We start from the raw sequence: 11912 nt of genomic DNA, 5'->3' as shown, positions 1-11912 counted from the left end.
GGCACCCCGCTACGACGTCGGCAAAACCGTCAAACGCCCCGAGACCCTCAAGGCCATCGGCAAGCCCGGAAGATCTTGGTAGATAAAGAACAAGCCTAGGGCGTGTTTCGAAAGTCCCGTCTGGTCCGCGACGCCTGGTACGGCGCCTCGCCGCGTTGTCGGGATCGTCCGCGTACGCCCAGTACACGGACGACCCTCCGCCTTGCGATGCACCGCACCAGACGCCGCGGACCCCGCCCTTCGGGCGGACGACGCTACTTTCGAAACACGCCCTAGAAGGTCTCTCGTCGACCACGCCGGGCTCCGGCGTCCGGCATCCCCGGGCGCTGGTGAGCCCGGCCCGCTCCCTCAGCCCTTGCTGACCGCGGTGAGGATCTCCGGGAGGCGTGCCGCCGTGCGGGGGGCCGCGAGGCGCAGGCCCAGCAGCGTGATCGCCGCCCCGTAGGCCGCCCCGGCGGGCAGCAGCAGCCAGGTCCACGCCTCGCCGCCCTCGCTGACCCGCAGCCAGATCGTCCCCGCGATCACCGGGGCGCACAGCAGGGCCGCCGCGACCATCCCGCCGAAGATCGAGATCCAGGCGAGGCCCGCCTGGCCGGGGGCGACGTTCTTGTGCCCCTCCTGCGGGATCGAGTACGGGAAGCGGGCCGACGTCCAGGCGCCGGTCGCCAGCATCGCGCCGAGCAGCGCGAGGGACAGCCCCAGCACCTCCGGCAGACTGCGCCAGTCCCCGATGAGGGCCGTCGTCACCACGGTGACGAGCGTGGCGTACGGCAGGGTGATCAACAGCAGGGCCAGCGCGCGGCCGCGCAGCTCCACATACGCGTCCCGCGGCGAGGAGATCGTCATCGCGACCATCCAGAACGCGGAGGTGTCCTGCCCGAACTGGTTGTACATCTGGATACCGAGCATTCCGGCGGCGAAGCAGGCGAAGTAGATCGATCCGGTGCCCTGGACGGCGTTGAACACCGGCACGATCAGGCCGATGGCCAGCGACGTCACCCAGGCCGCCTTGGTCTTCGGGTCCCGCCAGACATAGCGCAGGCTGCGCTCCATGACGGTGCCGGTGCGCCCCGCGGGAAGCAGCCGGGCCGGGCCGCGCGTGCCCTTCCCCCGTACGGCGCTCTCGCCGGCCGCCTGGAGCGTCGAACCGTCGGGCGCGGTCATCAGCCGGGTCAGATGCCGCGTCCAGAGCGCGATCAGCCCGGCCAACGCGAGCACGCACAGACCCAGTTGCAGCGCGGCGGCGCCGTAGGAGCCCTCGCTTACGGACCGCACGGCCCCGATCGCGGACCCCGGTGGCACCCAGCGCAACACGTCCGCCAGCGGGTCGAGCCGTCCGAGCCCCGCCGAACCGAGGCGCTGGGCGGCGAAGTTGACGACCTGCGCCCCGATCGCGACGACCAGCCCGCTCAGCACGGCCAGATCGCGGCCCTTGCGGCTGGTCAGCAGCCGGACGTTGGCGGCGGCGACCGCGCGCGCCAGCGCCACGCACACCAGCAGGGCCAGCGCCACGCCGACGACACCGACGACGTACGCGGCCGCGCCCCGCGCCACCGCGATCACGGACCCGGTCAGCAGACACAGCGTGAACAGGGGCCCGATGCCCACCAGGGAGGCCGCCAGCAGCGCCCGCACCAGCGGCCGGGGCCGCAGCGGCAGCATCACCAGCCGCGTCGGGTCGAGGGTCTCGTCGCCGCCGGGGAAGAACACCGGCATCACCGCCCAGCCCAGCGCCAGCACCGCGACCAGCAGCACGACCAGGGCGTCGGCGTGCGCGGTGCCCCGCAGCAGGATCAGGCCGAGCAACTGCAGCGCGGCGAACAGCAGGGCCACGACGGCCGAGGCGATCCAGGCGGCCCGCCGGCCCCCGGACTGGCGCAGCCCGTTGCGCAGCAGCGACAGCTTCAGCCGTACGAAGACCCCGGTCACGTCGGTGCTCATCGGGACCCGCCGCCCAGCCAGTCGAGGTCGGACCCGGCGTCCCGGCCGTGCGCGCCGACCAGTTCGAGGAACGCCTGCTGCAGCGAGGGCGCCTCGCCGCGCACCTCGGCGAGGGGACCGTGGGCGCGGATGCGCCCGGCCGCCATGACGGCGACCCAGTCGCACAGCGACTCGACGAGCTCCATCACATGCGAGGAGAAGACGACCGTGGCGCCGGAGGCGGTGAAGCGTTCCAGCACCCCCCGGATGGTCTGGGCGGACACCGGGTCGACGCCCTCGAACGGCTCGTCCAGGAACAGCACTTCGGGGTTGTGAAGCAGGGCCGCGGCGAGCCCGATCTTCTTGCGCATGCCCGTCGAGTAGTCGACGACCAGCTTGTGCTGCGCTCCGGCGAGGTCGAGGACGTCGAGCAGCTGCGTGGCCCGCTTGTCGACCTCCGCCCCGGGGAGCCCGCGCAGCCGCCCCGTGTAACCGAGCAGTTCGCGCCCGGACAGCCGCTCGAAGAGCCGCAGCCCCTCGGGCAGCACACCGATGCGCGCCTTGACCTCCGCCGGGTCGCGCCACACGTCGCGCCCGACCACCTCCACGGACCCCTGGTCGGGCCTGAGAAGCCCGGTCACCATGGACAGCGTGGTGGTCTTGCCGGCTCCGTTGGGGCCGACGAGCCCGATGAACTTCCCCGCGGGCAGCGCCAGATCGATCCCGGCCACGGCGACCTGCTGCCCGAACCGCTTCCAGAGCCCGTGAACGCGTACGGCTGCTGACGTCATGCGGGGAACCCTACGGGCCGGGTGGGAGCCGGGGGGCTACCGGTCGCGGCCGCACGCGTACGCGAGCGGCGAGATCAGCTCCTCGGCGTCCGGCAGCCATCGGTTCGCGGGGGTGGGCCGGCACGCCCACTGCACGGCCCCCCGGGACCCGAACCGGGTGGGCGGGGCGGCGACCCAGGCCCCCTCGCCCAGTGCGGCCAGGTCCAGTGAGCCCACCGACCAGCCCAGCCGGCGCACCAGGTCGGGCAGCTTCACGGCGGCGCCCGGCAGCACGAAGAAGTGCATCCGGCGGTCCGGCGCCAGCGTCACCGGACCCAGCGTCAGCTCCATCCGCTCCATGCGGGCCAGCGCCAGGAAGCCGGCCGTCTCCGGGACGGACAGCGCGTCGAAGGTCCTCCCCGTGGGCAGCAGGATCGACGCGGCCGGCTGCTTCTGCCACAGGCGGCGCGCCACCGTGGCGCTGCCCGTCGCCTGCGTCGCCCAGTCGGGGCGCGCGGGATGCGCGCCCGGCGCGGGGCACGCCGCGTCGCCGCAGGAGCAGTACGGCACGCCGTCGACGGCCTCCAGCCAGGTCCCCGGAAACACGTCCCAATGACGCTCCTCGGCGTAACGGACGGCGGTCTCCAACAGCGAATCCCCGCGCTGCTTCGGAATCTGTGCGGCTTCGGTGGCCGGGATCGTCTCTTCCACGCTCAGCACAACTCCCGCACCCACCCGGGGTTACGGCTCTCGCGCGCGCGGGGGAGGAGCACTGCGCCCGTTCCCGGGGCGCATGGGTGCACGGGTGGGGGCGCGCGGGAGGATCCCCGGCCGGCGCGGGGTAGCCCCCTGGGGGGCCGGCTCCGGCCGTAACCCCGGCAATCCTCACAAGCGTCGCATTTTCCGTATACGGACGGGGCATTGATCTTCACGGCCGGGAACCGCCGGGGCGCAGCCAGTGCCCCGGGCCGGGACCCGGCGGTGACAGGGACGTCAACTCGGTGCGCGGGCAGGCACCGTAGTCACAGGGGGTACGCCATGGCCGCAAGGCCTCTCGTCGCACGGCAGCCGAACGAACGGCTCCAGGCGCTCATCCAGGAAGCGGGCTGCTCGAACGCCGGGCTGGCCCGCCGGGTCAACATGTGCGGCGCCGAACACGGCCTCGATCTGCGCTACGACAAGACGTCCGTGGCCCGCTGGCTGCGCGGACAGCAGCCGCGGGGCCGGGCGCCCGCCATCATCGCCGAGGCGCTCGGCCGCAAGCTGGGCCGTACCGTCACCATCGACGAGATCGGCATGGCCAACGGCAAGAACCTCGCCTCCGGCGTGGGGCTCCAGTTCTCCCCGACCGTGCTCGGGGCCATCGAGCAGGTGTGTGAGCTGTGGCGCAGCGACGTCGGCCGGCGGGACTTCCTGTCCGGCTCGTCCGTCGCCGCCTCCGCGCTCGTCGAGCCCAGCCGGGACTGGCTGATCTCGGCGCCCGACGCGCAGGTCGCGCGGTCGGCCGGGCCGCGGGTGGGCCCGTCCGACGTGGCGGCGGTGCGCGCGATGACCCAGGCGCTGGTGGACCTGGACCACCAGTACGGCAGCGGGCATGTGCGCCCGGTCGTCGTGCACTACCTCAACAGCGTCGTCTCCGGGCTGCTGGCCGGGTCGTACCGGGAGGCCGTCGGACGTGAACTGTTCGCCGCCGTCGCGCGGTTGACGGAGCTCGCCGGCTACATGGCCGTGGACACCGGGCAGCCGGGCCTCGCCCAGCGCTACTACATCCAGGCGCTGCGCCTCGCGCAGGCGGCCGGGGACCGGGGGTACGGCGGGTACGTACTGGCCGCCTCGATGAGCCACCTCGCCGCCCAGCTCGGGAACCCCCGGGAGATCGCCCAGTTGGCGCGGGCCGCACAGGAGGGCGCACGGGGGCGGGTGACCCCGCGGGCCGAGGCGATGTTCCACGCGGCGGAGGCGCGCGGGCACGCGCTGCTGGGCGACGCGCGCGCCGCCCAGCTGTCGTCCGGGCGGGCGGTCGCCGCGCTGGAGGCGGCGGATCCGGCCTCCGGTGACGACCCGGCGTGGATCCGGCACTTCGACGAGGCGTACCTCGCGGACGAGTTGGCGCACTGCCACCGCGACCTCGGCCAGGCGGAGGCGGCGGCGCGGTGCGCGCAGGAGTCGCTGGCGGGGCTGCCGGAGACGAAGGCGCGCCGCCGGGCCATCGGATATGTGCTTCTCGCCACAGCCCAGGTGCAGCAGCGGGAGATCGAACAGGCCTGCCACACCGGTCTGAAGGCCGTGGAGCTGCTGGAGACCCTGCGCTCCAACCGGGGCGCCGAGTACCTGGAGGACTTCCAGCAGCGCCTCGAGCCGTACCGGGACGAGCCCGTGGTCAGGGACTTCGGGGAGAGGATCGATCTTCAGGCGGCCGCCTGACGCCTGGGGCGGCCCCAAGTGAAGGGAACGTGAAAGGAAGCGGGACGTGATGCGCGGGTGGCGAAGGGGGACTTGCCGGGCGGACGAGGGGCCGGGACTGTAACGGCGGTCACAGGGGCGCCGGTCACGCACCGGGCTGCGTGGCACCGTCCTCGGCGGAGCCGGTAGCGTGAGGCGACGATGCACAAGGTCCCCCATTCGTAGGAGTCCCGGTGACGCAGAGTGGACAGGGCGAGGAGCCCTCGGCGCGGCCCGCGCGCGAAGGCATCGTGCTGCCCTCCGACGGTGGGGAGCCGCTGCTTCCGGGGATGACGGGCGGCCCCGTCGGCCGTCCGGCGACCCCCCCGGCCGCCCCGCCGCCCTCGGCCCCGCCCGGCGGCCGGTCCTGGGACACCCCCTGGGGACCCGAGCAGCACACACCGGCCCCGCCCGCCGCGCAGGGCCAGCCCTGGGGCGCGCCGCAGGGCCAGTCGTGGGGTGGCGAGGACCAGCAGCAGTACCAGGCGTCGCAGCAGCAGTACGGGCAGGACGCCCAGCAGCAGTACGGGCAGGACGCCCAGCAGCAGTACGGGCAGTACGGCCAGCAGCAGCCCTATGGGCAGGACGCCCAGCAGCAGCCGTACGGGCAGCCCGGGGCCTCGGCGCCCATGCCGCCCGCCACCGGCGGGTACGGCGCCCCGATGCCCCCGGCCGACGAGGGGGCGACCCAGTACATACCCCCGGTCGCCGCGTATCCGGACGAGCAGGCCACCCGCTTCATACCGCCCGTCCCGGCGGCCGACGAGGGCGCGACCCAGGTGATCCCGCCGGTCGGCCCGGGCGCCCTGCCGCCCGAGACGCACGGGGAGAGCACCCATGCGCTGGGCCGGGCCCGGCACGGGGCCGGACCGATGCCGGCGGCCTCGGACGCCGACCCCACCCAGTTCCTGCCGCCCGTGGCCGCCCAGCCGGGCGGGTCCGAGGAGCGGCAGCCGCACTCGGACTTCGACAACCTCTTCCGCAGCGAGGGCCCCGGCCCCGCTCCGGCCACCCAGCACCTGCCGCCGTACCAGCGGCAGCCGCAGGGCCCGCAGCAGGGCGCGTACCCGCCGCCCCGCCGGCCCGGCCCGCACGACGACGGCGGGCACGGCGGCCGCCGGCGCTCGCGCGTACCCCTGATCGCGGCCGTGGGCGTCGGGATCGTTGCCCTCGGCATCGGCGCGGGCGCGCTGCTCGCCGGCGGGGGCGACGACGACAAGACCGACGCGAACCAGCCCGTCTCGGCCACGGCCCCCGCGGCCGAGGAGTCCGCCTCCCCGTCCGCCGACCCGGCGGAGCAGCAGGCGGTCGCCCTGGACAAGCTGCTGGCCGACAGCGGCAACAGCCGCAGCGCGGTGATCAAGGCCGTGGCCGACGTGAAGTCCTGCGGGAACCTCCCGCAGGCCGCGCAGGACCTGCGGGACGCCGCCGGGCAGCGCAACCGGCTGGTCTCCGACCTCGCCAAGCTGAAGGTCGACCGGCTCCCCGACCACGCCCGGCTGACGGCCGCCCTGAACCGGGCCTGGCAGGCGTCGGCGTCCGCCGACAACCACTACGCGGCCTGGGCGGACCAGGTCGCCGGCAACAAGAAGCTGTGCAAGAAGGGCCAGGCCCGGGCCACCGACCGGACCCAGGCCGGCAACCGCGACAGCGGTACGGCGAGCCAGCAGAAGAAGACCGCCGCCCAGCTGTGGAACACGATCGCCCGCGAGTACGGCCTGACGGAGCGCCAGCCGACCCAGCTGTGAGCGGGACGCCCGCTCAGTGCGGGCGGGCGTCGCGCAGGATGTCCGTCACATCGACGGCACCCTTGCGGGCTGCCACCAGCCGCCCGTCCCGGACGACCTGGAACGTCACCTCGCCGTTGACCAGCCGGGGGCGGCCGACGGCGGCCAGCATGCCCTGGAAGGGCCACCGCAGGGGCGGTGTGAGACCGCCTGTGGAGACCCGCAGACCCCCGTCGAGGGCCTTGCGCACGCTGTCGGAGTCGATCTCGCCGTCGCCGAGGGACTCCACCACCTCGCGGAACACCGTGTAGGCGATCCACGTGGTCTGCACCCCGGCGTCCGCGGGGTCGATGCGGTTGTCGCCGAAGGCGTACGCGTCGATCACCTTCTTCAACGGCTTCCAGCGCCGATCTCCCGCGACCGGGTACCAGCCGGTGACGTACGCGCCGTCGTACACCGGCCCGCCGCCGGTCGCGTCGATCACGGTCTGGTCGACGCCGCCGAGCACGGTCGCCGTGCGCACCGGGCGGTACTCCCGGCGGGCGCGCCGGAAGGAGTCCATGAAGGTGCTGGTGCGGTCGCCGAGGGCGGGCACCACGCAGCCGGGGTCCGCCGCGACGCCGCCGGCGTGCTCCAGCGCGCGCGTCGACGGGCCCCCGTACTCGGTGGCGTCCTCGCGGGCCGGCTGGTCCTCCGAGGACGCGTGGCCGCCCGCGCGCAGCCCCGCGTCGAGCAGGGGGGGCAGTTCGTCGCCCGCGATGTTGTCGGGGCGCACCAGGGACACCGGGCCGCAGTCGCGGGCCAGTTCGCGGCCGAGGCCCGCGAGGAGGGTGGGCTGGCCGCCGTTGACCGGGTAGGACATCGGGCTGGTGAACTCGGCGCCCGTGACGCCGTACCCGCCGATGTAGGGGATGCCGGCGCCCTCCAGGGTGGGCAGGAAGGTGTCGCCGTACTGGCTGTAGGAGCCGACGACGGCCACGGCGTCCTCCTCGACGGCGCGCTCGGCGCACTGTGCCGCCGACACGCTGTCGTCGTGGTCGTTGCAGGTCAGTACCCGCAGCGGACGGCCACCCAGCCCGCCCTCGGCGTTGACCCAGCGGGCGTACGCCTGCGCGAGCGCGGGCATGCCGGGCTTGTTGGTCGCGTCGGTGCCCTCCGGCGCCCAGGTCATCACGGTGACCGGGTCCTCCCCGGAGCCTCCGGCGGTGCCGGGGACGACCCCGCAGCCGGCGGCGAGCGCGGCGCACGCCGCCAGGGCCGTCGCGGCCCGGGCAGGGCCGGCGGGGAGGAGGTGGCCACGGGTACGTCGCGCTCCGCTCATGCCTCCACACACTTCCGTCACACCGCTAACCCAAGCGTGACCCTTGGTTATCATTCGGTGACGCCGAGGTGAATTGCGGGGGCCGGTGAGGCGCCTGTGAGGGGGAACGTACGATCGATGACCGTGCAAGGTTCGGATAGCTCTTCCCGTCGCGGCCGTCGCTCCTCCACCATGGGCGGCATGCCACTCAACGACATGCCGTGGTGGCGCTGGCGCAGCAATGTGCGCTCCGCGCTGCACATGCTCTCCGATCCGGTGTTCCAGCGGGACGTCTGGCTGGCAGGCGTGGACGGCTACGGCGACGTCACCGACGCCGTGTACCGCCTCGTCGAGGACACCTGGCTGGACAACTGGTCCGCCGAGAAGTACGTCGGCACGATCTTCCGGGACTCCCAGGAGGCGGCCCTCGTCGACACCGCCGTGCTGCGCGTGCTGCGGATCATGCACCAGGTCGGCCCGGACGCCCCGGTCTCCGCGTACGTCGAGCACCAGGGCTGGCCCGAGGCGGTGCGGGCGGCACGGGACGCGCACGTGCGGATGGCGATGGCCGACGGGGAGGACCCGGACGCGCCGCCGCGCACCCTCGAGGTGCTGCGCATCATGACGCGGTCCGCGTAGCGGACGGCCGCCCGCGCGGCACCCGCCGTATGGGACCCTGTGCTGCATGAACGAGCAGTCCACCGGAGCCGCGGTCCCCGCCGACCAGTACGTCCTCACGCTGTCCTGCCCCGACAAGCAGGGCATCGTGCACGCCGTGTCGAGCTACCTCTTCATGACCGGCTGCAACATCGAGGACAGCCAGCAGTTCGGCGACCACGACACGGGACTGTTCTTCATGCGCGTCCACTTCTCGGCGGACGCCCCCGTCACGGTGGAGAAGCTGCGCGCGAGCTTCGCGGCGATCGGCGACTCCTTCCACATGGAGTGGCAGATCAACCGCGCCGAGGACAAGATGCGGGTCCTGCTGATGGTGAGCCGGTTCGGGCACTGCCTGAACGACCTGCTGTTCCGGGCCAGAATCGGCGCGCTCCCGGTGGAGATCACCGCCGTGGTGTCCAACCACACCGACTTCGCCGAGCTGGTGGGGTCGTACGACATCCCCTTCCACCACATCCCGGTGAGCAGGGACAACAAGGCCGAGGCCGAGGCGCGGCTGCTGGAGATCGTGCGCGAGGAGGGCGTGGAGCTGGTCGTGCTGGCCCGCTACATGCAGGTCCTCTCGGACGACCTGTGCAAGGCGCTGAGCGGGCGGATCATCAACATCCACCACTCGTTCCTGCCGAGCTTCAAGGGCGCCAAGCCCTACCACCAGGCGCACGCGCGCGGTGTGAAGCTCATCGGGGCGACCGCGCACTACGTCACCGCCGATCTCGACGAGGGCCCGATCATCGAGCAGGAGGTCGAGCGGGTCGGGCACGACGTCACGCCGGACCAGCTCGTCGCGGTCGGCCGGGACGTGGAGTGCCAGGCGCTGGCGCGGGCCGTGAAGTGGCACGCCGAGCGCAGGATCCTCCTGAACGGGCGTCGGACGGTCGTCTTCGCCTGACGGCTACATCCGGCTCAGGCTCGCCGCCGCGAAGAGCACGTCCCTGATCGCCTCGCGGTCGCCGACCTGTCCGGCCGCCGCCTCCGCGGGCGGCACATGGCCCGCCGCCAGCCGGCAGAACTCGGCGCCGTCCAGGGCGACATGGGCCACCTCGTGCTCGGCGGAGCCCACGGCGGCCGGCGAGTCGAGCGGGATCAGCCACTCGCCGCCACCCGCCCCCTCGATCTCCAGGCGCAGGCTCCGGCCGGGCTCCCCGGCCGGCACGAGCCGGCGGCGGCCCGCGGGCGCCGGGGCGGCCAGCCCGGCCTGACGCCGGGCCGACAGCACGCTCGGCAGCAGGCGCGCCGCCAGGTCCACCATGTGGTGCAGATCGCTGCCGGACGGCGGCTCGTAGGGGTAGTCCACCGCCTCGGCGATGTCCTCGGCGTGCACCCAGCACTCGAACGCCCGGTCCAGCATGGCGTCCCGCAGCGGCAGCGCGAAGTCGCCGTACGGCACGGACAGCGCGCCGGTGCCGCCGCCCGTGAAGGAGACCGTGCGGACCAGGTCGTGGGCCTGCTCCCGCCAGGGCGCGCGTACGGCGCGGGTCGGCGGGAAGTGCGAGGCCCGCCAGTACGCCTCCGTCCGCGCGGACGGGGTCGGCCGGTCGGCGGGCAGGTCGCCCAGCGGGTCGGGCAGGCCGAGTGCCGCCGCCACCATCCCGTCGACGGTCAGCAGATGGGCGATCACCCCGGCGACGGTCGTACGGCGGCTCGTCGGCTCGTCCTTGCGGAACCACCGCAGCCGCACGGGCGCGTGCCACTCGGCGTCCCCGAAGTCCTGCAGCAGGGCGTCCAGCCGTGCGCTCTCGGCGTCGTAGGGCGCGGCCCACTCGGGCACAGGGACGCGCGGCGGGCGCCGCTCCAGACAGCCCCTCAGGACGCGGGCGCGCAGCGACGGGTCCAGGTCGAGGCTCTCCGCGGGGTGCAGCAGGCCGACGGCCTCGCGCAGCCGCACCGCCTCGTCCGCGCAGCCGCCGCAGTCACCCAGGTGCTCCTCGACGGCGGCGGTCTCCTCCGGTGAGCAGGCCGCCAGCGCCCAGGCGCCGAGCAGCGACTTCAGGACCCGGTGCTCCAGGACGGGCACCGGTGCGTCCGCCAGGTCGGGCAGCGGACGCCCGGTGTCCTCGACGGAGAGCCGGGGGAGCGGTATGCGGGGCGGCCTGCCGGGGCCGGGCTCGGGGGTGGGGTGCTGGTCGTCGCCGTCGCCGCTGTTCATGCCGTCAGCTCCGCGGGCGCTGTCCGCGGGGCCGTTCTCCTTCTCGTGCGGGTCGTCGGGTTCGTACGGTTCGGCCCCGGTCATGCGGCACCCCCGTACTCCGGTGGTGCCCCGGGCCCGGTCGCGGCGTCGTGGGCCGTGGACAGCAGTTGCAGGCCCAGGCGCAGCCGGCGGCGGGCCTCCTCCTCGGTGACGCCGAGGTCGGCCGCGGTCTGGCGGTAGTCGCGACGCTGGAAGTAGGCCAGTTCCAGCGCGGCCCGCAGCGGGGCGGGCATGGACTGGACGATGTAGTCGGCGCGGGCGGCGACCGAGGCGTGGCGCACCTTGCGCTCCAGCTCCTCGGTCGAGCCCTGCCCGGCCCGCACCAGTGCGGCGGTCTCGGCGGCGCGCAGGCGCTGCACGGCCAGGCGGTGGGTCAGGGCGGCGACCCAGGAGCGCAGCGGGCCCTGCCGGGGGTCGTAGGTGTCGGGGTGCTCCCAGACGTGGGTGAAGACCTCGCGGGTGACGCGGTCGGCGGCGCTTTCGTCGCCCAGCACGGTGTGCGCGAGTCCGTGCACGAGCGAGGCGAACCGGTCGTAGAGCTCGCCGAGGGCGGCCGCCTCGCCGCGCGCGAGCCGCTGCTGCATCTTGCGGTCCCAGCGGGGCGGTGCGTCCTTCTTCGCCATAAGGCCCCCCTCCGGAGCCTGTGAACAGGCTCTCACCGGTCCGTCCCTGTCCAGCGTGCGTCCACCGTCTCCACGAATGTAGTCGGCACGTCCGACGGCCCACGCCCCTTTGTGGCAATGTGCGCCCCTTGCAGCGTCATGACTGGTGACACACCTCGCTCTCGTGGTAGGGGCTTCGCTCTCCGGGTCGGCTACCCGTCCCGTGCGACCGGATGCGATCGAACGGGATCGAATGCGATGGAAACAAGCCTTATCCGATCGGTG

At 73.9% G+C, this 11912-nt stretch carries 10 protein-coding genes; 4 read left to right on the top strand and 6 right to left on the bottom strand.

All coding sequences use genetic code 11. The annotated features are described in order from the left end of the window. Positions 1–348 precede the first annotated feature (348 nt). From ACFRAC_RS22850 to ACFRAC_RS22840, 3 genes are read right to left on the bottom strand one after another with little or no spacing between them, the layout of a single operon-like run. Positions 349–1941 (bottom strand): transporter, encoded by a 1593-nt coding sequence (locus ACFRAC_RS22850; protein WP_382926579.1) that lies wholly within the window; start codon positions 1939–1941, stop codon positions 349–351. Next, complete coding sequence (locus ACFRAC_RS22845; RefSeq protein WP_361341412.1) at positions 1938–2711, bottom strand: ABC transporter ATP-binding protein; 774 nt, start codon at positions 2709–2711, stop codon at positions 1938–1940. The genes ACFRAC_RS22850 and ACFRAC_RS22845 overlap by 4 nt, the downstream gene beginning before the upstream one ends. 36 nt (positions 2712–2747) lie before the next feature. Beyond that, the gene (locus ACFRAC_RS22840; protein ID WP_382926576.1) at positions 2748–3410 is read right to left on the bottom strand and encodes a bifunctional DNA primase/polymerase; all 663 of its coding nucleotides are present in this window, start codon (positions 3408–3410) and stop codon (positions 2748–2750) included. A 318-nt stretch (positions 3411–3728) separates the two neighbouring features. Here ACFRAC_RS22840 and ACFRAC_RS22835 point away from each other — a divergent pair, with 318 nt between their 5' ends. Further along, a complete protein-coding gene (locus tag ACFRAC_RS22835) occupies positions 3729–5114 on the top strand; it encodes a transcriptional regulator (RefSeq protein ID WP_382926573.1) in 1386 nt (461 codons plus the stop codon). 212 nt (positions 5115–5326) lie between these two features. Then, entirely contained in the window at positions 5327–6880 is a 1554-nt protein-coding gene (locus tag ACFRAC_RS22830) for a hypothetical protein (protein ID WP_382926571.1), read from the top strand. Between the two features lie 13 nt (positions 6881–6893). On the opposite strand, the gene ACFRAC_RS22825 is transcribed toward ACFRAC_RS22830, so the two are convergent. Further along, positions 6894–8180: an ABC transporter substrate-binding protein gene (locus ACFRAC_RS22825; RefSeq protein WP_382926568.1), complete on the bottom strand. Its 1287-nt coding sequence runs from the start codon at positions 8178–8180 to the stop codon at positions 6894–6896. A 117-nt stretch (positions 8181–8297) separates the two neighbouring features. On the opposite strand from ACFRAC_RS22825, the gene ACFRAC_RS22820 reads away from it, so the two are divergent. Both ACFRAC_RS22820 and purU read left to right on the top strand, forming a co-directional pair. Beyond that, positions 8298–8798 (top strand): hypothetical protein, encoded by a 501-nt coding sequence (locus ACFRAC_RS22820; RefSeq protein WP_361341399.1) that lies wholly within the window; start codon positions 8298–8300, stop codon positions 8796–8798. Positions 8799–8844: 46 nt separating this feature from the next. Continuing rightward, the gene (gene purU / locus ACFRAC_RS22815; protein ID WP_382926565.1) at positions 8845–9726 is read left to right on the top strand and encodes a formyltetrahydrofolate deformylase; all 882 of its coding nucleotides are present in this window, start codon (positions 8845–8847) and stop codon (positions 9724–9726) included. A 3-nt stretch (positions 9727–9729) separates the two neighbouring features. On the opposite strand, the gene ACFRAC_RS22810 is transcribed toward purU, so the two are convergent. Beyond that, positions 9730–11067: a maleylpyruvate isomerase N-terminal domain-containing protein gene (locus tag ACFRAC_RS22810; protein ID WP_382926562.1), complete on the bottom strand. Its 1338-nt coding sequence runs from the start codon at positions 11065–11067 to the stop codon at positions 9730–9732. Further along, positions 11064–11648 carry a sigma-70 family RNA polymerase sigma factor gene (locus ACFRAC_RS22805; RefSeq protein WP_382926559.1) on the bottom strand — a complete coding sequence of 195 codons (585 nt, stop codon included), beginning with the start codon at positions 11646–11648 and terminating at the stop codon, positions 11064–11066. The genes ACFRAC_RS22810 and ACFRAC_RS22805 overlap by 4 nt, the downstream gene beginning before the upstream one ends. Between the last annotated feature and the right edge of the window lie 264 nt (positions 11649–11912).

Source organism: Streptomyces sp. NPDC056628, from assembly GCF_042792555.1.
Taxonomy (GTDB): Bacteria; Actinomycetota; Actinomycetes; order Streptomycetales; family Streptomycetaceae; genus Streptomyces.
Note: the sequence above shows the minus strand (reverse complement) of the source record. Positions and strands in the feature narration are given on the sequence as shown.